Annotated in this window: 8 protein-coding genes; 6 read left to right on the top strand and 2 right to left on the bottom strand. The window is 72.0% G+C overall.

Features of this window, described 5'->3' with window-relative positions; all coding sequences use genetic code 11:
* Window positions 1-103 precede the first annotated feature (103 nt).
* The gene (locus ABZ374_RS30740; RefSeq protein WP_360317139.1) at window positions 104-2,008 is read left to right on the top strand and encodes an ABC transporter ATP-binding protein; all 1,905 of its coding nucleotides are present in this window, start codon (window positions 104-106) and stop codon (window positions 2,006-2,008) included.
* 134 nt (window positions 2,009-2,142) lie between these two features.
* Here ABZ374_RS30740 and ABZ374_RS30745 read toward each other — a convergent pair whose 3' ends face one another.
* Both ABZ374_RS30745 and ABZ374_RS30750 read right to left on the bottom strand, forming a co-directional pair.
* Entirely contained in the window at window positions 2,143-5,043 is a 2,901-nt protein-coding gene (locus ABZ374_RS30745; RefSeq protein WP_360317141.1) for a type 2 lanthipeptide synthetase LanM family protein, read from the bottom strand.
* 90 nt (window positions 5,044-5,133) lie between these two features.
* A complete protein-coding gene (locus ABZ374_RS30750; protein WP_360317143.1) occupies window positions 5,134-5,337 on the bottom strand; it encodes a DUF6229 family protein in 204 nt (67 codons plus the stop codon).
* Window positions 5,338-5,880: 543 nt separating this feature from the next.
* Between ABZ374_RS30750 and ABZ374_RS30755 the strand changes: the two genes are divergently transcribed.
* The 5 genes from ABZ374_RS30755 to ABZ374_RS30775 are packed head-to-tail and all read left to right on the top strand — an operon-like array spanning window position 5,881 to window position 21,563.
* Window positions 5,881-9,165, top strand: coding sequence for an AMP-binding protein (locus tag ABZ374_RS30755; protein WP_360317145.1), 3,285 nt, complete (start codon window positions 5,881-5,883; stop codon window positions 9,163-9,165).
* Between the two features lie 2 nt (window positions 9,166-9,167).
* Window positions 9,168-12,362, top strand: a complete 3,195-nt coding sequence (locus ABZ374_RS30760; RefSeq protein ID WP_360317147.1) for an amino acid adenylation domain-containing protein — start codon at window positions 9,168-9,170, stop codon at window positions 12,360-12,362.
* Entirely contained in the window at window positions 12,359-15,745 is a 3,387-nt protein-coding gene (locus ABZ374_RS30765) for an amino acid adenylation domain-containing protein (protein ID WP_360317149.1), read from the top strand. Before ABZ374_RS30760 ends, ABZ374_RS30765 begins: the two co-directional genes overlap by 4 nt.
* Window positions 15,742-21,375, top strand: a complete 5,634-nt coding sequence (locus ABZ374_RS30770) for an amino acid adenylation domain-containing protein (RefSeq protein ID WP_360317151.1) — start codon at window positions 15,742-15,744, stop codon at window positions 21,373-21,375. Before ABZ374_RS30765 ends, ABZ374_RS30770 begins: the two co-directional genes overlap by 4 nt.
* On the top strand, window positions 21,372-21,563 hold the full coding sequence (locus ABZ374_RS30775) for an MbtH family protein (protein WP_360317153.1): 192 nt from the start codon (window positions 21,372-21,374) through the stop codon (window positions 21,561-21,563). Before ABZ374_RS30770 ends, ABZ374_RS30775 begins: the two co-directional genes overlap by 4 nt.
* Window positions 21,564-21,612: the final 49 nt, after the last annotated feature.

Here is a 21,612-nt window from a genome sequence, read left to right on the forward strand (position 1 = left end):
GTGTCTTCGATCCCCCTTCCGGCTTGCGGCGCGTCGGCATCCGTAGCGGGTACCCGGCCCGGGCATACCGTACTTGTACTTGTCGGCCGGGAGGGGTGCGCGGATGACCGGGCAAGTGCCTGCGGGGATGGGCGAGTTCGACGAGCTGGGGCAGGGATACGACACGCCGTTCGACGGGGACGCGGCGAACGCGGGCCTGGGACGGATGCTCACTCGGCTGCCGGTCGCGCTGGCCCAGGTGTGGCGGTTGTCCCGGGCGGCGAGTCGGCGGGCGACCTGGCTGCTGGTGCTCGCGCAGTCGGCCGCGGGGGTGGCCACCGCGCTCGCGTTGTTGGCCACCGCGCGGGCGTTGGGGGCGCTGTTCGCCTCGGGGCCGGCGCCGGATCGGGTCGGTGCGGCGCTGCCCGCGGTAGTCGCGGTGGTGCTGGCCACCGCTTTGCGGGCGGGGTTGGAGACGGTGGTGGCGGCGACCCAGGCCCGTCTGTCGCCGGGAATCCGCCGGGTGGCCGAGAACCGGCTGCACGCCGCGGCGGTCGGCGCGGACCTGGGTGCGTTCGACGACGCCGACTGGCACGACGCGCTGGCGCGGGCCCGGGATCGTGGCATCGACCACGCGCAACTGGCCCTGGGACACGCGGTGGAGCTGCTCGGGGCGCTGGTCGGCCTGCTGGTCGGGGTCGGCGTGGTGACCGGGCTGCATCCGGTACTGCTGCCGCTGCTGGCCCTGTCGATCGCACCGCAGGGATGGGCGGCGCTGCGTTCGGCACGGATCGGTTTCGAGGGCATGGTGCAGCGCATGACGCTGTATCGGCGGTTGTGGCTGTTCGCCGATCTGCTCAGCGCCCGGGAGGCGGCGGCGGAAGTGCGCGCCTGTACCGCGGAGCGGCCGTTGCTCGCCGAATTCCGGCGGTTGGCCGGTTCGGTGGAGCGGGCCGAGGTCCGGGTCGGCTATGCGCAGGTGCGGGTGGGGGTGATCGGCCGAACCTTGTCCGGCCTGGCGTTGGGGGCCACCTACGTTGCGCTCGGGCTGTTGGTGCGGGCGGAGATCGTGCCGCTCGCGGTGGCGGGTACGGCGGTGTTGGCGGTGCGGACCGCGAGCGGGTCGTTGGCCACGTTGATGGTGGCCGTCGACCGGCTCTACGAGAAGTCCCTGTACATCACCGACTATCACGCGTTCCTCGACGAGGCGAGTGCGCGTGCGCGGCCGTCGGCGACCCGGGCGGGACCGGTCGGCTTCGCCGAGATCCGGTTGCGGGACGTGTACTTCGGCTACCCCGGCAGTGCGGAGTCGGCGCTGCGCGGGGTGGATCTGGTGATCCGTCAGGGGGAGACGGTGGCGCTGGTCGGCGAGAACGGGTCGGGAAAGACCACGCTGGCGCTGCTGTTGGCGGCGCTGTACCACCCGGACAAGGGCACGGTGCACTGGGACGACGTCGATCTGGCCGAGGTCGATCCGGTCGGGATTCGCGAGCAGGTGGCGCTGGTGATGCAGCAGCCGACGCGCTGGCCGGTGACGGCGCGCGGCAACATCGTGCTGGGGCGGGCGGATCGGGTCGATCCGGATGGGGCGGCGATGTTGCGGGCGGCGTGTGATGCGGGGGCGGATGAGCTGATCTCGCGGCTGCCGCACGGGTACGACACGTTGTTGTCGAAGAAGTTTCGGGCCGGGGTGGATCTGTCGGGTGGCCAGTGGCAGCGGATCGGGATCGCGCGCGGGTTCTATCGCGACGCGCGGTTGCTGATCGCGGACGAGCCGACGGCGGCGTTGGACGCGCGGGCGGAGCATGCGGTGTTCGCGAACATTCGGCGGCTGGCGGCGGGGCGGACGGTGGTGTTGATCAGTCATCGGCTGGCTTCGGTGCGGGAGTGCGATCGGATCGTGGTGTTGCGGGGTGGGGAGGTGGTGCAGCAGGGGTCGCACGAGGAGTTGATGCGGTCCGGGGGGGACTACGCGGAGCTGTATCGGTTGCAGGCGGCGGCCTATGGTCCCCTGGGCGAGGGGGGTTGACCTCGGGATCGGCTCGGTTGGCCTCAAGCGCCGGCGGGGCTGGTTTGGCCTCATGCGCCGGCCGGGCTGGTTCGCCTCAAGCGCCGGCGAGGCTACTTGGTCTCAAGCGCCGGCCGGGCTGAGTGGGTGTCCTTCTACAGTTCGTCGAGGAGCAGTAGGGACGGGATTCGGTGGGTTTGGGGCTGGTTCAGGCGGAGGAGTTGGTGGAGGGTGCCGGCTGTGCCGGGGAGGAGGCCGGTGGTGGGGGTGGGGGTGGTCAGGGGGCCGTGGGTTTCGAGGGAGGTGAGGAGGAGGGCGGTCAGGTGGGAGCGGGTGGGGGGTTGGGGGAGGTGGGCTCGGACGTGGGTGGGGGCGCCGGTGAGGACGGTGTCGAGGAGTTCCCAGGAGCCGAGGTCGCCGTGGCACAGGGTGTAGTCCCAGCCGAAGCCGGTGCGCCAGGTGGCGGCGGCGGCGCGGAGGGCGCGGTCCAGGTGGGTGGGGGAGCCGGTGCGGACGTGGAGGTCCCAGGCGGCCAGGCCGATGCCGGTGCTGCCGTGGCACCAGGAGTCCAGGTACAGGACTTGGTCCGGCTCTCGGGCGTCGAGCCAGGCGGCGGCCTCCGGGCGGTAGAGGCTCTCCTGGAACGCGGTGGCCAGGTCGGCGAGTTCGAGCGGTTCGGGGTCGCCGGTGGCCAGACCCAGGCGGGTCAGTGCCCAGCCGAAGCCCGCCGCGCCGTGCGCGAAGCCGCCGATGCCTTGTGGGAAGAGGGCGGTCGGCCAACGGGCGACCCGTCCGTGCCCGGTGTCCTCGACGACCGCGTGCTCGATCAGGACCCGGCCGGCGGATTCCGCGACGCGGCGCCAACGTTGGTCGCCGGTGCGCTCGGCCAGTGCCAACAGCGGGACCACCAACCCGGCGGCGCCGCCCGCGACATCGAGGATCGTGTCCCGGGCCAGCAACTCCGACGCGCGCTCCGCGTGCCGGACGGCCCGATCCAGGTACGCCTGCCGGCCGGAGGTCGCGCCCAGCGTCAACCACGTGCGCACCGCCGCACCGATTCCGTCGAACGCGCCGACCCGGGTGATCGGTACCGCGTCCTCCATCGCCGCGAGCGCCCGGATCGCGCCGTCGGTGACGGCCTCCAACTCGGGCACCATCGGCACCCGACCGATGCGCGACTGGGCCAGACAGGCGTCCAGCGCCAGTGCGACGCCGGCCTGCCCGCCGTAGAGGTCGGCGGCGAACGGCCGGACGCTGAACCCGCCTTCGGTGTACACCGGGCCCACCCAGGTGGCCGTGCCGTCCTTGCCCAGCACGGCCCGCGCGCACAGGTCCCGGGCGGTGCGGGCGGTCAGGTCACGGCGGCGTTCGTCCAGTCGCTCGGTCCGTACCGGCAGGTCCCGGCGTCGATCGGCCTCGGGCATCGCACTGCGGTCCCGATACACGCCCAGCAGCGACGAGCGGATCATCACCTCCTCGAACTCCGGGTCGCCCGCCCGCCAGCGCTCGACGCTCGCGTCGATCAAGTGCACCGGATCCCCCCACGTGGTGCCGCGCGGCCCGTCCATCCGGCCGTCCTCGGGGCGCACACCGAAGAACGGGATGTCGCCGTCGAGCAGATCGGCGACCTCGGCGCCGACCACCTCGGGCGTGGACGGCGCGCCGTGCAGGGCCTTCGCCTGTCGGGTCAGCACGTCCCGGGCACGTCCGACGGCCGCCGGTTCGTCGTGCAGTGACGCCGGGTGCCACAACATCCGGGCGATCTCGACGTAGACCTGGGTGGGACGCAACACCACCCGCAGGTCGCAGCCGACGAAGGCGTCCAGGATCGGGCGCAGTCGGCCGGCCCGGTCCAGCCCGTCGAGCCGGCCGCGCAGGTCGCGATAGCCGCGCACGATGTCGTCCTGATGGGCCATCGGATCGGCGTCGGGTGCGGGCAGGTTGGCCGAACCGGCCACCTCGGCGGGCTCCATCGCCAGGCGGGCCAGGTCGGTGCCGGCGCCGGCGATCACCGGTACCGGAATGCGCGGTTGTTGCTCGGGCAGTGCGCCCACGGCGGACATGTCCACGCCTTGGAGCACGAGTTGGGCCAACCGCATGGGCAACAGCCCGGTGCGCAGCACGGTCCGGCGGACCGAGGCGGCGGCGGTGTCGAAGGCGTCGCCGAGTCCGCTCGCGCCCACGTGCGGCTCGGGGCTGAACAACGTCTCGCAGTCCACCACCCACGGGACCGGGCCCCGGGCGATCACGTTGTCCGAGTGCAGGTCGGTGGCGCCCAGCAGTTGCATCACGCACATCCACTCGCCCAGGCCCTGGTAGAAGCGGGCCTGTTCGCGTGCGTCGACGCAGTGCCGGTGTTCGACGTGCTCGGCCCAGCCGTAGTCGTCGCCGAGCAGCACCCGCGGAACCCTGATCCGGTCCGCGTGCGGGGTGCCGGCCAGGAGCGCGTCCAGGGTCGCGGCGAGCGCGGTGTCCACGGCCAGCGGGCGGGGCTTGTACACCGCGCGGCCCGACTCGAAGCGCAGCAAGGCGACGGTGCGGCCGCCGCGATGCGAGTCGCCCGCGTCCAGGCCGATCTCCACCAGTTCGCCGGGCGGGGTGCCGAGCAGGTCGGCCAGGCGGGCACGGTCGGCGGCCAACCGGCGGCCCAGGGCGAGCAGCGCGGCGCACCGATTGCGGATCACCCGGTCCAGACGGGGCGCGAATGCCGGGTAGTCCGCGTCGAGTTCACTCCAGAAGCCGGGCTCGGCGGCGAGTTCGAGGAATTCGTCCCAGCGCTGCTCACTGGTGGCCCGGGTGAGCCGGCCGGACATCCGTGCGGCGTGCAGTTCGAGCAGGAGCAGGCGGTTGGCCTTGGGGCGGACCGCGCTCAACAGGGAGCGGTGGGCGGCTCGGTGCAGGATCTCCCGCTCGGCCGTCGACAGGGGATCCGGGATCGCGCGCAGGCGGCGTCGGAAGCGCTCCAGGGCGGGCTCGGTCAAGGGCCGCAACGCGGCGTCGAATTCGCCCGCGTCGTCGTACGTCACCACCGGGCGGGGCCGGACCGGGATTGCCATGCGCGGATCGCCACCCATCGACGACGGACCCGCCGTCCGAAGCCGGTTCGGGTGCGACGGCTTCCGACGGCGGGTCGGTTGAGGTACGGATCAACAACAGGCGCGAGTGCGCGACCAGGAGCACGCGGTGCCGCAGCTGATGGCGGCGACGTCGATCTCGGTGAGGCCCTGTTCGGTCGCGGATCCGCCGATGTAGAGCGAACCGGCGGGGTTCTCCAGGCCGTCGGCCGAATCGGCGCCGGAGCGCCAGGCGTTGACGACGGTGTTCCGAGCGGCAATCGATGCGGTGCGCATGACGATACCTTTCCGCCGATGTCCGATGTTCCCGGCGGGTACGTCGGGTTCACCAGCCATCGACCCTGGGTTAGGGAAGTGCGGCAGGCTCACGGTAGCGCCGGAATCCCGGCGGCGACAGGCCCTGTTTCGGCCCGGTGATTTTCGCCTTCCCGGCGCGGAAATCGAACGGTTCGTCCGTCGCCGTCCGACCAACCGGTGCGGGGGAATGGGCCTTCGAGGTGGTCGCGCGGGCGATTTCTCGCCCGGATCGGCACCGGGATTCCGCCCGGCTCTTGTCATTGGTCTAGTCCATTGACAGTCTTGGACTTGTCGCCGACGGTCATCGCTCCATGGCCGATTCGGCGGTTCCCGTACGGCATTTGCGCTGCCCAGCGTGGGCCGACGTTGCCCATGGCGTTTCCGCACGTTGCACTCCTACCCCGGAGATACATCCATGCGCCGAGCCAGAACTCACCCATGCCCGCATCCCGTCACCCCGACGGGGACCACGAGGTGACCCCCGCCGAGACCCACCGGAGATTAGCCGACCCGGCGCGCTCCGTGACGAGGGCGACCGCGCCGGGGTTGACCGTGCCGGGCCTGTTGGCGGCCCGCGCGCTCGTCGACCCCGAACGGGTCGCCTTCCTGATCCCGGCAGCACCGGGAACCACTGGAACATCGGGAGCACCGGCGACGCCGGAAATACCCGAGAACCGGCTCACCTTCGCCGCCTGGGACCGTCGATCCTCTTCCCTGGCACGGGAGTTGCGCGTACGCGGAGTGCGCGACGGTGACCGCATCGGGCTGCTCTTCGGCGGTCGCGAATGGGCGGACTACGCCGTCGCTTACTGCGCGGTGCACCGAGCCGGCGCGGTCGCGGTGCCGCTCCCGGCGCAACTGCCGCCCGCCGCCCTGCACACGATGCTCACCCACTGCGCCGCCACCGGCGTCCTGCACGGCGCCGAAATCCGGCCGGCGCCGACCGACGCGTGGAGTTCGCCCGCGGCCGAGCTCGAAGCCGCCGCGGACCGAGCCGAGGGCCGTGCGCCCGATCCGCGCCGACCCGATGCGCACGGACCGGACGCACACCGACGCGATCCGCGCCGACCCGAGCGGGAACGACCCGAGCAGCACCGGGGCCCGAGCCGGCACCTGCCCGACCTGCCCGCCCCGCGCCCCGACGACCTCGCCCAGATCCTGTACACCTCCGGCACCACCGGCACGCCCAAAGGCGTCGCCGCCACTCACGCCAATCTCACCCACGGCTTCGAACCCGCGCCCAGACGACGACAGTTGGCCCACTCGCGGCACTTCCTGCACGCCTTCCCGATCGGCACCAACGCGGGCCAGACGATGTTGCTCAACGCGCTGACCGCCGAGCCGACCGCCCTGTGCGCACCGGCGTTCGACGCCGAGGAGTTCTGCGCGCTGATCGCCGCCTACCGGGTCGGCACCGTGTTCACGGTCCCGGCGATGGCCACCGAGTTGGTGAACTCCCGGGCCTGGACCCGGCACGACGTGAGCACGGTACAACTGTTCGGCTCGACCGCCGCCGCGCTGCCACCGACCACCGCACTCGCGCTGACCGAGGCGTTCCCGGACGCCACCATCGTCAACTCCTACACCTCCACCGAGGCGGCGCCCGCGCAGACCACCATGGTCTTCGACCCGGACCGCCCCACCTCGGTGGGCCGCGGCACCGGCCGGGACGATCTGCGCATCGTCGGTGCGGACGGCGAACCCGTACCCACCGGCGAGGCCGGCGAGATCTGGCTGCGCTCGCCCACCACGTCGCGCACCTACTACCGCGACCCCCGGGCCGACACCGAGGTGTTCACCGACGGCTGGGTACGGATGGGTGACATCGGCCGCCTGGACGCCGACGGCTACCTGTACCTGATCGACCGGGAAAGCGACCTGATCAAGTCCGGCGCGATGCGCGTGTCCACCCTCGCGGTGGAGGCCGCGCTCCACGAACACCCCGCCGTCGCCGACGCGTCCGTGTTCGGCGTGCCGCACCCGGTGATGGGCACCATGGTCGCCGCCGCCCTGGTGCTGCGGGCCGAGGTGTCGGCCGAGGACCTGCGGGTGTTCCTGGGCGAACGGCTGGCCCGACCCGAGATCCCGACCCGACTCCTGCGGATGGACTCGCTGCCCAGAAACCCGGCGGGCAAGGTGGTCAAGCAACAGTTGCGCGCCCGGTTGACCGCGGGCGACACCCCGTCCGAACGCGCGCCCGGCACCGCGACCGAGGTGGCGGTGAGCGGCCTGTGGGACGAGGTGCTCGGCTGCTGCGGCGCGGGTCCCGACGACAACTTCTTCGCCCTGGGCGGGGACTCGTTCAAGGCCACCCGGCTCGCCGCCGCCGCGGCACGCCTGTTCGCCCTGGAGGTGCCCTCCTCGCTCGCCTTCGACCGACCCGAACTGGCCGACCAGGCAGCCTGGATCGACACCGCGCGCGCCGAACCCGTACCCGCCCGCGCCGACGATCCACCGACCTCGGCCGAACTCGCGCCGATGCCGCTCAGTTCGCAGCAGGAGAACTTCTTCGTCTGGATGCACGCCACCGAGGAACCCCGCGACGTCGGCCCGGTGAGCGTGGGGATCCGGATCACCGACGTCTTCGACCCGGATACCCTGACCGCCGCCCTGGAAGACGTCGTTCGGCGACACGAGGCGCTGCGCACCGTGTTCCGCTATGTCGACGGGGTCCCGGAGGCGGTGGTACGACCCGAACTGCCGCCCGAGGTACGGCGGGTCCGGGCCCTGGGCGACACCCCGGCCGAGCGCGAGCGGTTCGCCCACGAACACGCCCGCGGCGAACGGGAACCGGGCTGGGACCTGGCCCGGGGACCGCTCGTGCGCGCGCTGCTGATCGAACTCGACGTCGAGGAACACGTCTTGATCCTCGCCGTGCACCACATGGTGTTCGACGGTTGGTCGATGGGGGTGCTGCTGCGCGAACTCGCGATGACCTACTCGGCGTTTCGCACCGGTCGGCCGAGCCCGCTGCCGGTGCCCAGCCCGACCTGCTCGGAACACCTGGGTTGGGCGCGCGCCCAGTGGCCGCGCACCCGCCCCTTCTGGGAGGCGTCCCTGGCCGGTGCACCGGCCGCGATCGACCCCTTCCCCGGCCGGGAGGTCACCGACCGACTGCACAGCGCCTCGGTCCGGTTCACCCTGGACGCGGACCTGGTCGCCCGGCTGCGCATGAGCGCGCGCGAGCAGGGCGCGACCCCGTTCATGCTGGCCACGGCGTGCTGGACGAGCGTGCTGGCCCGGACCGCCGGCACTCGCGACATCGTGGTGATGTCACCGGTGCCGGGTCGCTCGCGACCGGGCAGCGAGAACCTGATCGGCTGCCTGGTGCAATCCCTGCTGATCCGGATCGACCTGCACGGCGACCCCTCCTTCGGCGAACTGCTGGCCCGCGTCCGCAGCGCCGCACTGGCCGCAAACGAGCACCAGTCCTACCCGTTCGCCGAGTTCTACCCGCGCTTTCCGGACACGGCCTGGATTCGCTACGAGAGCTGGTCCAACCGGGCGCACTTCCTCGGACTGCTCTCCGAACCCTTCGAACTGCCCAGAGAGTTGGACGCCGAGTGGCCCACTCCCGGCGGTCTTCCCGATCTCGGCGTGCCGGAACTGGCCCTCACCGAACAACCGGACGGCACCATCGCCGGCTGGCTGCTGTACAACGAACGCGCCTTCGCGCCGTCCGTCGTCGAGGGCCTGGCTCGGGCCTTCGTCGACGCCTGGGCGCTCGCGCTCGACCAGCCCCAAGCGCCGGTGTTCGGGGACACCGACGCGCTTGTGCACCCACCGATCATCACCGAGAAGGGCTGACGATGCGCAAGTCCCAGCCGGTACCCCTGCCGCCGGAAACCCTCCACCGCGCCCCGGTGACCCCGGCGCAGCACGGGATCCGGTTCACCGAACTCGCCGGCCACACCGGCACCGCCCACCACATGCCGCTCGCCATCCGATTCACCGGCGACCTCGATCGGGCGGCCCTGGCCGACGCCTGCGACGCGCTCGTCGCCCGCCATCCGATCCTGGGCAGCGTGCTGCGCGAAGTCGACGGCGAACTGTGGTCGGTTCCCGCCGAATTCATCCCCCGACTCGTGATCCTGCCCCTCGCGGCGCCCGCACCCGATCGGCGTACGGACGCCGTCGCCGAGGCGATCCGACACGAGACCCTGCGCCCGTTCGACCAGGTCACCGGCCCACTCGCGCGCTTCACGCTGCTCGATGCGGGCCCCGGTCACCGGGTGTTGCTGATCGTCGTCCACCATCTGGCCTTCGATGGCGGCTCCAAGGACATCCTGGTCCGCGAACTGGCCACGCTCTACACCGCCTTCGGCGGCGGAACCAAGCCGGATCCGGTGGAACACGAGCCGAGCGCCGACGCCGAGCGCAGCGCCCGCGAGGCGGCGGAGTTCGCCCACCGGGTCACCCTCGCCAAGGAACGCTTCGCCGCCGAGGCCCAGGACCCGCCACCGGTGCTGCTGCCCGGTCGACGCCGCCCCGGCACCGACGGTGGTCCCGGCGAGTCGGTGCCGATACCCGTGGACGACGCCTTGCGGCGCGACCTGGCGGGCACCGCCGAACTGCTGGGCATCAGCTCGTTCGCGCTGCTGCTGGGCGCCCTGCACGTGCTGCTGTGGCGCTACGGCAACGAACGCCCCACGGTGGCCATCGGGTTGGGCACCCGAACCCCGCACAGCCGCGACCGGATCGGCCCGTACGTCAACGAACTCCCGGTACACAGCTCGCCGTCGCCGGATCTGTCGTTCGCTGACTTCGGCCGGGCGCTGCGTGCCGACCTGCGCGAGTTGTACGTGGTGCGGGACGTACCGCTGGGTCGGGCGGTGGCCGGTCTCACCCCACGCTCGGCGCTGGCACCGGTGTCGATGAGCTATCGCCGACGCACCGAGGTACCCGACTTCGCGGGGGTGCCCGGGTCGATCGACTGGACCCTGTTCAACCACGCGGTGCGTGGCGATGTGCACCTGCAATGCCTGGACGACCCCGACCGGTTGGCCATGCAGTTGCACTTCGCCACCGACGCCCTCGACCGGGGAGCGGCCGAGGAGATCGTCGGGCACTATGCCACCCTGCTGCGCGCGATCGTCGCGGCCCCGGACACCGCGCTGTCGCGCCTCCCGGTGCTGACCGACCGGGAGCGGGCCGCGATTCTGGTCGACTGGAACGACACCGCTCGGGCGGGCGATCCCGCGACCCTGCCGGAACTGTTCGCCGCGCAGGTCGCCCGCACGCCGCACGCACCGGCGGTGCACTGCGGTGCGGAACGACTGACCTATGCCCGACTGGACGCGGCCGTGGAGGCGGTCGCCGAGCGGCTGCGCACCGCCGGCATCGGCGCGGGCGACTTGGTGGCGGTCTGCGTGCGGCGCACCGCGGCACTGCCCACGGCCCTGTTGGGTGTGCTGCGGGCCGGCGCCGGATACCTGCCGCTGGACCCGGAGTACCCTTCGGCGCGGCTGGCGTCGGTGCTGGCGGACTGTGCCGCGACCGTGCTGCTGACCGAGCACGACCTGCTCGGACGATTCCCCGAACACGCGGACGGCGCGCTGCTGATCGACGGGATCGGCGAGGTCGGCGAGGCGAGTGAAGTCGGCACCACGATCGCCGGCGCACCCCGGTCGTGGCCGGCGCCCGCGCCCGGCGACCTCGCCTACGTGCTGGCCACCTCCGGCTCCACCGGCCGGCCCAAGGGTGTGGAGATCGAGCACGGCGCGCTGAGCAACCTGCTCGCCTCGATGCGGGACACGCTGCACAGCGATCAGGACGCGGTGTGGCTCGGCCTGACCTCGGCCTCGTTCGACATCTCCGCCGTGGAACTGTACGTGCCGCTGATCACCGGTGGCCTGCTGGTGCTCGCCCGGGACGGCGACGTACGCGACGGGCGGGCGCTGCTCCGGCTGATCCGGGACGAACACGTCTCGCACGTGCAGGCCACCCCCTCCGGGTGGCGGATGTTGCTGGACGCGGGCTTCGCGGAGCCGGCCGTGGTCGCGGTCACCGGAGGCGAGGCGCTCCCGCTCCCCCTGGCCCGAGAACTGCGGGCGCAGGTACGACGGTTGGTGAACGCCTACGGACCCACCGAGACCACGGTGTGGTCCAGTACGGCGGAAATCGGCCCGGACGACGACGAGGTGAGCATCGGCCGCCCGATCGCCAACACCCGGATGTACATCCTGGACGCCGCAGTCGCCCCGGTCCCGATCGGGGTCGAGGGCGACCTGTACATCGGCGGCAGCGGTCTGGCCCGGGGCTACCGGCACCTGCCCGGCGTCACCGCCGACCGGTTCGGACCGGACCCGTTCGGACCGCCCGGAGCCCGGATGTATCGCACCGGCGACCGGGCCCGCTACCGCGCGGACGGCCGGATCGAGTTCCTGGGGCGAGTCGACCACCAGGTGAAGATCCTCGGCCACCGGATGGAACTCGGCGAGATCGAGGCCGCGTTGCTCGTCCACCCGGATGTCGCGACGGCGACCGTGCTGGCCCGGCAGGACGGGGCCGACGGCGCGCGCCTGGTGGCCTACCTGGTGCCGCGCCCGGGCGCCGTCCCCAGTCCGGCCGAACTGCGGGTGCACCTGGCCGCGACGCTGCCCCGGGCGCTGGTCCCGAGCGCGTTCGTTGCCCTGGAACGCCTGCCGCTCACGCCGAACGGCAAGCTGGACCGGGCCGCGCTGCCCGCACCACCTCGTGTGCGGGCGGCGGACCAGGATTCGGAATCGGACCCGGATCGAGACCCGGCGGCCGAGCCGCTCGGCGACCCCGGCCCGGCCGCCGAGATCACCGCCATCTGGCGCGAGGTGCTCGGCCTGGACGACATCCGCCCCGACGAGGACCTGTTCGACCTGGGCGGTCACTCGCTCACCGTCACCCGGATCGGCGCGCGGATTCGCAAGCGCCTGGGCGTGGACGTACCGCTGCACGTCTTCTTCGAATCCCCGACCATCACCGGACTCACCAGCGCGGTCAGCGCGATGCAAAGCGAACGGCGGCCATGAGTACCCCATTCCGAAGCCTCGACCCGCACCGGGAACAACCGGCGGAGCAGCTCGCGAACCGGCCCGAACAGTCCACCCGGACACCTCTGTCGGCGGGCCAGGAACGACTGTGGCTGCTGGACCGGCTCAACCCCGGCGACGCCGCCTTCAACATGTTCCAGATTCATCGCCTGCGCGGCCCGCTGGACGCCGACGCGTTGGAACGCGCGCTGGCCGCACTGGTCGCGCGACACGACAGCCTGCGTGCCTGCTTCCCCGACGAGGACGGCGTGCCGGTACAACTCATCGGCACGTGGCACGACTTCGCCCTGGAGCGGGTGATCGTCGACGGCCCGCCCGCCGAGCGGGAGCGGCACGCCCGCGAACTGGTCGCCGAACGCACCAACCGATCCTTCGACGTGTCCCGGGGCCCACTGCTGCGGGCGAGCCTGCTGCGCCTGGACGAGGACGGGCACGATCACGTGTTGTGCCTGGTGTTGCACCACATCATCGCCGACGGCTGGTCGATGAACGTTCTGGACACCGAGCTGGTGGCCGTGTACTCGGCGTTCGCGGCCGGTCTGCCCTCGCCGCTGGAACCGCTGCCGCTGAGCTACGCCGACTACGTGCGGCGTCAACGCGAACTCGTCGACTCGCCCGGCTTCGACGAACGGCTGACCTACTGGACCCGACAACTCGCGGGCGCGCCGACCCTGGACCTGCCCGTCGACCGGGCCCGCGTGGGCGGCGGTCACCCCGGGCGCGGCGGCACGGTCACCCACCACCTGCCCGCCGAGCTGCGCGCGGGCATCGAGCAACTCGCCCGGCGCGAGCGGGTCACCCTGTACATGTTCCTCCTGGCCGCCTACCAGACCCTGCTCGCGCGCTACTGCGACCAGGAGGACGTGTGCGTGGGCTCGCCGTTGGCGGGTCGGGACGAGGAGGAGTACGAACCTCTCGTCGGCTACTTCCTCAACACGCTGGTGCTGCGTGGGAGCACCGCCGGGGACCCCTCGTTCCGGGACTTCCTGGCCCGCACCCGGACGGTGGCACTCCAGGCGTTCGAGCACCAGGACGTGCCGTTCGAACGACTGCTCGGCGCCCTGGACGTGGACCGTGATCCGGACAGCCCGCCGGTGTTCCAGACCATGTTGATCCTGCGCCCGCCCGCGGGCCTCGAATTGCGGCTCGGCGAGGCGAGCGCGGAGGTCTTCGAGTCCGGCTTCCGCCAGGCCAAGTACGACCTGACGTTGGAGGTGTGGCCGGAAAGCGACGAACTGGTCGTCGAGTTCGTCTACGACACGGAGCGCTTCGTCCCCGAGACCGTCGCCCGCCTCGCGCGCTGCTTCGAGACGTTGCTTCGGGGCGCGGTGGCGGACCCGGATACGCCGCTGTCCCGGTTGCCGCTGCTGCCGCCGGCCGAGCGGGCCCGGGTCACGGCGGCCGCAGCCGGCCCGGACGCGGGCGACTGCCCGGACGCGATCCTGGCCTTCGAGGTGCAGGCGTTGCGTACACCGCAGGCCGATGCCGTCGAGTGCGGCGACACCCGCATCGGCTACGCCGACCTGGACGCCCGGGCGAACCGGTTGGCCCGCGAACTGCGGCGCGGCGGCGCCGGCCCGGACTCGGTGATCGCGGTGTGCGCCGAACGCTCGATCGAGACGATCGTCGCGCTGCTCGCCGTGCTCAAGGCGGGCGGCGCCTACCTCGCGCTGGATCCCGCGCTGCCGGCCGAGCGCATCGCCTACATGCTGACCGACAGCGGGGCCGAACGTGTTCTGTGCCGAGCGCAGTTCGCGAGCCGTTTCGCCGAAGGCGCGCCGCCGGTCCTGCTGTTGGACGGGTCCGAGAACGGGCCCGAGGACGGGCCCGGGGAAGGGCCCGGGGTGCGGGACGAGAACGGGGACCGGGCCGCCGGCCTCCAAGGAGAAGGCGACGGCGACGAAGCGCGGGACCAGCCGCTCGCCCCGATCGCCGGGCCCGAGCATCTCGCCTACCTCGTCTACACCTCCGGCTCCACCGGCCGCCCCAAGGGCACGCTGATCACCCGTGGGGCACTCGCCGCCCGGGTGGCCTGGATGCGCGAGCGCTACCGCAGCGGCCCCACCGACCGGGTCCTGCAGTTCGCCTCGTTCGGCTTCGACACCCACGTCGAGGAGGTCTATCCGACGCTGCTGGGCGGGGCGACGCTGGTGCTCGCACCCGTGGACGGGCTGTTGCCCGACTTCTTCGGCACCGACGCCGGTCGCACCCTGACCGTGCTCGATCTGCCCACCTCCTACTGGCACGAGTTGGTCGCCCAGACCCCGGGTCTGCCGTGGCCGAAGGCGCTGCGGCTGCTGATCATCGGCGGCGATCAGGCCGACGCCGCCTCGACGCGGCGCTGGCGCGAGACGTTCGGCGACCGGGTCGACCTGGTCAACACGTACGGGCCCACCGAGACCGCGGTGATCGTCACGTCGGCCACCCTGGCCGGCCCGCGCGCCCAACCGTGGGACGGCGCCCGACCGCCGATCGGGCGGGCGCTGGCCGGCACCCGCGTGCACGTGCTGGATCGGCATCTCGAACCCGTGCCGCCGGGTGTGCCGGGGGAGTTGTGCATCGGAGGCATCGGACCGGCCCGGGGCTATCTGGGCCGCCCGGGTGCGACCGGACTGCAGTTCGTGCCCGACCCGTATGGCGCACCCGGCGCCCGGCTCTATCGCACCGGCGACCGCGCTCGGCAACGCCCGGACGGGCAGTTGGAGTTCCTCGGTCGCACCGACCAGCAGGTCAAGCTGCGCGGCTACCGGATCGAACTCGGGGAGATCGAGGCGGCGTTGGTCGCACAGCCGGATATCGCCCAGGCGGCCGTGCTGGTGCGGGGCGAGCGCGGCGATCGACGACTGGTCGCCTATCTGGTGCCCGGCGCCGAGGCGGTCGACCCGCCGGACCCGCCGGCGGTGCGTGCCGCCTTGGCCCGGACGCTGCCCGCGTACCTGGTGCCGGCCGCGTATGTGTTGCTGGAACGCCTGCCGCTGACCACCAACGGCAAGCTCGACCGGGCCGCGCTGCCCGCACCGGAACAACGCAGCACCCCGGCGACCTCGTTCGTGGCGCCGCGCGGCAGCGCCGAGGAACTGGTCGCGGAGACCTTCGCCGATGTGCTCGGTTTGGAACGGGTCGGCGCGCTGGACGACTTCTTCGCCCTCGGCGGCCACTCGCTGCTGGCCACCCGGGCGGTGGCCCGACTCGGCGCGGCGATCGAACTGACCGTGCCGATCCGCGCCCTGTTCGCCGATCCCACCGTGGCCGGCCTGGCCGCGTCGGTTGAGGAACTGCTGCTCGCCGAACTCGACACGCTCTCCGAGGCGGACGCCGAACGACTGGTGCTGGACCAGGCCGAGACAGGAGATCCACGATGACGCTCACCCCGGCGCCACCGACCCGTCCCGGCGGACTCTCCGCCGCCAAACGGGCCCTGCTCGAACAGCGGCTGCGCAGATCCGCGACGGCCGCACCCCCATCGATCCCGCGACTGCCGGAGGGAGCCGAAGTCCCTTTGTCCTTCGCGCAGATCCCGCTGTGGTTCATGGAGAACCTGACCCCGGGAACGGCCGCGTACACCATTCCGCTCGCACTGCGACTGCGCGGGCGGCTCGACGAGGACGCCCTGGAACGGGCGCTACAGGCGCTGTTGACCCGGCACGACAGCCTGCGCACCACCTTCGGCACCAGCGCGGACGGTCGACCGGTGGCCACCGTGCATCCGCCGATGCCGCTCACCGTGACCCGGCACACGCCCGACGCCGACCTGGACGCCGAGGCCCGGGAGCGCTGGGCGGCGGCGCTGGTGGGTGCGGAGTCCGCCCGCCCGTTCCACCTGGAGGTGCCACCGCTGGTGCGGGCCGCGCTGGTGCGGTTGGACGGGGAGGACACCGTACTGCTGGTGGTCCTGCACCACCTGATCGGCGACGGCTGGTCGGTGCATCTGCTCGTCAACGAACTGATGGCCGACTACGGCGCGTTCACGGCCGGCCTGGAATCGCCTGTGGCCGAACCGGCGGTGCAATACGGAGACTACGCGGCCTGGCAGCAGCAGCGCCTGACCGGTCCCGAAGGTGAGCGGGCCGCCCGCTACTGGCGCGAGCGACTGGCCGGGCTGGGTACGCTCGCGTTGCCCACCGACCGGCCCCGACCGGCCCAACAGACCTTCGTCGGCGACGCGCACGGCTTCAAGCTGGACGCCGAGTTGGCGGCAGCCGTCGTGGAGTTGGGCCGTGCGCACCGCGCCACGTCGTACATGACGCTGCTCGCGGCCTGGCAGGCGGTGTTGTCCCGGCACGGCGGTCAGCACGATTTCGCGATCGGTTCGCCGATCGCCGGACGTCCGCATCCGGACCTGGAACCGATGATCGGCATGTTCGTCAACATGCTGGCCATGCGGGCGCCGCTGGCCGGGGACCCCACCTTCGCCGAACTCCTCGGTCGGGTCCGGGAAAGCAGCCTGGACGCCTACGCACACCAGGATCTGCCGTTCGACCAGGTGGTCCGGGACCAGAACGTGACCCGCGACGTCAGCCGTACACCCCTGTTCCAGGTCACCTTCGCGCTGCAGAACTACGGGCGCGGCGAGCGCGGTTTCGTCGGGCTCGACCACGACTGGTTCACCGGCGACTCCCGGGTGACCCGGTTCGACCTGAGCCTGTTCGTGTTCGAGACCGACACCGGGATGCAGTGCCTGCTCACCTACAACACCGACCTGTTCGACGCGAGCACGGTGGCTCGGCTCGCCGGGCATCTGGCCACCCTGCTGCGGGTGGTGACGGCCGACCCGCATACCCCGCTGTCCCGGATCGACCTGCTCGGCGCGCAGGAGCGGGCCCAACTCGTCACCGGCTGGAACGACACCGCCCGGCCACTGCCCGAACACCCCACGCTGGCCGCCGCGATCGAGGCCCGGGTGGCCCTGGATCCGCGCGCCCCGGCGGTGACACACGAGGGGCAGACGCTCGACTACGGCGAACTCGACGCGCGCGCCGCTCGGCTCGCCCGCTACCTGCGCGGGTGCGGGGTCGGCCCGGAGACACCGGTCGCGCTGTGCCTGGAACAGTCGCTCGACCTCGCGGTGGCGGTGCTGGCCGTGCTCAAGGCGGGCGGGGCGTATCTCCCACTGGATCCGGAACAGCCGGTCGAACGGCTGGCGTTCATGCTCTCCGATGCGGGTGTGCGGGTCCTGGTGACGGACAGCGCGCTGCGCGAGCGCACGGCGGGTCACGCCGGCACGGTGATTCTGCTCGATCGCGAACAGGCGGCGATCGACGCCCGGGATCCGGATTCGGAGCGGGCGGATTCGGAGCGGGCGGAGTCGGGGGCCCCGGCCGGCCCGGGGAACCTGGCCTACGTGATCTACACGTCCGGCTCCACGGGGCGTCCCAAGGGCGTCGCGGTGCAGCACCGCGAGGCACTTGCCTATCTCGACGGCGTACGCGAGCGGTTCGAGATCGTCCCCGGATCGGTCTACGGGCTGGCCCAGTCGTTGTCCTTCGACTTCGCGATCACCGCGCTGTACCTGGCCTGGACCACCGGCGGCGAACTGCACCTGATCCCCAAGCGGCTCTCCGGTGCGGAGTTCGCCGACCACCTGGGTCGGCATCCGGTGGACTACCTGAAGATGACGCCCTCCCACCTGGCCGGACTGGCGGCCGAGGTCGGCGCCGAACGCCTGTTGCCCCGGCGCATGTTGATCCTCGGCGGCGAGGGCTCGTCGTGGGAGTGGACGCGGGATCTGGCCGCGCTCGGCACCTGCGCGGTGGTCAACCACTACGGGCCGACCGAGACCACGGTGGGGGTGACCACCTACCGGGTCCGCCCGCAGGAGGTGCCGATCTCGACGGTGACGCCGATCGGCCGACCGTTGCCGAACGCACGGATCTACCTGCTGGACGCGCACCTGGAACCGGTACCGATCGGAGTCACCGGGGAGATCCACATCGGGGGCGAGCGGCTGGCCCGCGGCTATCTGGGGCAACCAGGCGCGACCGCCGACCGGTTCGTGCCCGACCCGTTCGGGCCGCCGGGCGCCCGGCTGTACCGCACCGGCGATCTGGGTCGTTACCTGCCCGACGGTGACGTGGAGTTCCTCGGTCGCAGCGACCAGCAGGTCAAGATTCGCGGCTATCGGGTCGAACCGGCCGAGATCGAAGAGGCGTTGCGCGCGCAGGCGGCGGTCGGCCAGGCCGTGGTGGACGCGCGGGGACCGGCCGGATCGCAACGGCTGATCGCCTATCTGGTGCCGGCCGAGGACCACCCGGGCGAGCCGCCGGCCGGTGCCGAGCTGCGCCGGGAACTGCTGGTTCGGTTGCCCGAGTACATGGTGCCGTCCAGGTTCGTCTGGCTCGACCGACTGCCGCTGAAGGCGCACGGCAAGGTCGACCGTGCGCTGCTGCCGGAGCCCGACGCCGGGGCCGGCAGCGGGGCGGACGGCGGCGAGCGGGTGGCGCCGGTCGGTGCGACCGAGGAGGCGCTGGTCGGGATCTGGACGTCGGTGCTCGATCTGGCCGCGCTCGGAGTCACCGACGACTTCTTCGAACTGGGCGGGCATTCGCTGCTCGCGATGCAGGTGTTGGCCCGGCTGCGCAAGGTGTTGCCGCCCGGGAGTCGACAGGTGAGCCTGTTGGAGTTGTTCAAACACCGGACCGTGCGCGAACTCGCCGCCTTGATCGACCGTCCGGTCGGCACGGATGAACCCCGTTCGCTGTTGCACGAGTTGACTCGGCCGGTGCCTGTCGCGCAGCGGGTGCTCTCGTTGGTGTGTGTGCCGTACGGCGGCGGCAGCGCGGTGGTGTACCAGCCGCTGGCCGATGCGCTGCCCGCCGGGCACTCGTTGTACTCGGTGGCCATTCCGGGTCACGACCTGTCCATGCCCGAGGCGCCCAGGCCGATCGAGGAGGTCGCCCGGGAGTGTGTGGACGAGATCCTGGCCCGGGTCGAGGGACCGTTGGCGCTCTACGGACACTGCGGGGTGGGCAGTGCGCTGACCGCGCAGATCGCCCATCTGTTGGAGGAGTCGGGGCGCCGGCTGGAGGCGGTGTACCTGGGCGCGATCTTCCCGTTCGCCCGACCCGAGGGCGGTCTGCTCGGCGCGCTGTCGCGCTTCTCCGGACTCGAACGGCTGCGCGGGGACCGGGTGCACCTGAACTGGCTGACCTCGATGGGCGCGGACCTCGGCGACCTGGACGAGGAGCAGGTCACCTTCATCATCCGCAACATGCGCAAGGACGGCCGGACTTCGGAGGAGTACTTCACCCGGCGGATGGCCGAGGGCATGCGGCCGTTGGCCGCACCGGTGATCTCGGTGATCGGCGAGCGCGACCCCAGCACGGAGTTCTACCAGGAGCGCTTCCGGGAGTGGCACTTCATGGCCGACGCCACGGCGCTGGTGGTGATCGACGAGGCGGGCCACTACTTCCTGCGCTACCGGGCGGACGAGTTGGCCGAGATCGTCACCGCGACGCACGAGGCCGTGGCCCGGGACCGGACCGAGCCGCTGACCCGGGCGGCGCGCGGTGCGGACGCGGGATGGTGGTTGCAGGGCGTATCGGGCGGCACCGACGCCGATTCCGAGGATGAAGCCGCACCCGCCGCCGTCCGGTCGACGCCCACCCCGGCCGTGCGGCCGAGCATGGGCCGGTTCATGGCGGTGGCCCTGGGGCAGCTCGCCTCGATCACCGGGTCGGCGCTGACCGAGTTCGCCATCCCCATCTGGATCTATCTGCGCACCGATTCGCTCACCCAATTCGCGCTGTTCTCGGTGCTGGCGCTGGTGCCCGGCATCCTGGTGGCGCCGTTGGCGGGGGCGGTGGTGGACCGCAACAGTCGCCGGTCGGTGATGCTGGCCGCGGACTGCGCGGCGGGCGCGGTGCAGGTGACGATGGCGCTGCTGTTGTGGGGCGGCCATTTGGGCGTGGGGGCGGTGTACGGACTCCTGGTGGTGTTGTCGGTGACCGCCACCTTCCAACGCCTGGCCTACACCTCCGCGGTGCCGCAACTGGTACCCAAGCGCTATCTGGGCCATGCCAACGGCATCGTGCAAATGAGCACCGGGCTGGCCCAGTTGGTGGTGCCGTTGATCGCGGTCGCGCTGTTGGCGAGCATCGGACTCGGCGGCATCCTGGTGATCGACATCACCACGTTCGTGATCGCGGTGACGGTGGTCGCCTTCGTGCCGTTCCCCGACACGATGGCGCAGACCCGGCGCGAGAGCATGGTCAAGGAGATCGCCAACGGGGTGCGCTACTCCATGGGGCATCCCGGATTCCGCACGATGTTGCTCTACTTCGCGCTGCTCAACGTGTTCCTGGCACCGATGTTGGTGCTGATGACCCCGCTGGTGTTGTCCTTCGGATCGGTGCACACCGCGGGCGCGGTCGGCGTCGCGGCGGGCGCCGGCGCGCTGCTCGGCGGCCTGGCGATGGGGGTGTGGGGAGGTCCGCGGCATCGCCGGATGCACGGCATCCTGCTGGCCACCGTGCTGATCGCGGTCTTCGCCTTCGTCGCCGGTCTGCGGCCCTCGCCGGTGCTGGTCGGCATCGGCTTCTTCGGGGTGTTCTTCGGACTGTCCCTGCTCAACGGCATCTACGCGACGATCATCCAGGTCAAGGTGCCCCAGCGGTTCCACGGCCGGGTGATCGCGCTGAACACGATGGTGGCGTGGTCCACGCTCCCGCTGGGCTTCGGGGTGATCGCGCCGCTCGCGGTGCACCTGCTCGAACCGCTGTTCACCCCGGGCGGCGCGCTGGCGTCCAGCGTCGGCCGGGTGATCGGGGTCGGCGAGGGGCGCGGCACCGGGTTCCTGTACCTGGTGTGCGCGTCCGCGATGATCCTGCTCGCGCTCGCCTCCTTCCGGCACCGGGTGATCGCCGGATTCGACGACGAGGTCCCGGACGCGATGCCGGACGACCTGATCGGCATCGAGGAACGCCGCAAGAAGCGGGCGGATGCATCGCCGCCGCCCGTCCGGAAGTCGCCCGAACCCGAACTGGAGAAGGTATGACCGGCAACGACGAAACCGAACGCGACTGCCGCGTGGTGATCAACGACGAGGAGCAGTACTCGGTCTGGGCCACCGACCGGGATCTCCCGGCCGGCTGGCGCGCGGAAGGCTTCACCGGCACCCGCCCGGACTGCCTCGCCCACATCGACCGGGTCTGGACCGACATGCGCCCCCGCAGCATCCGATAGCCCCACCGACCACCGACCACCCCGCCGGCGAGCCCACCCGGGGCTCGCC

Source organism: Embleya sp. NPDC005971 (assembly GCF_040629175.1).
In the GTDB taxonomy this organism is placed as follows: Bacteria; Actinomycetota; Actinomycetes; order Streptomycetales; family Streptomycetaceae; genus Embleya.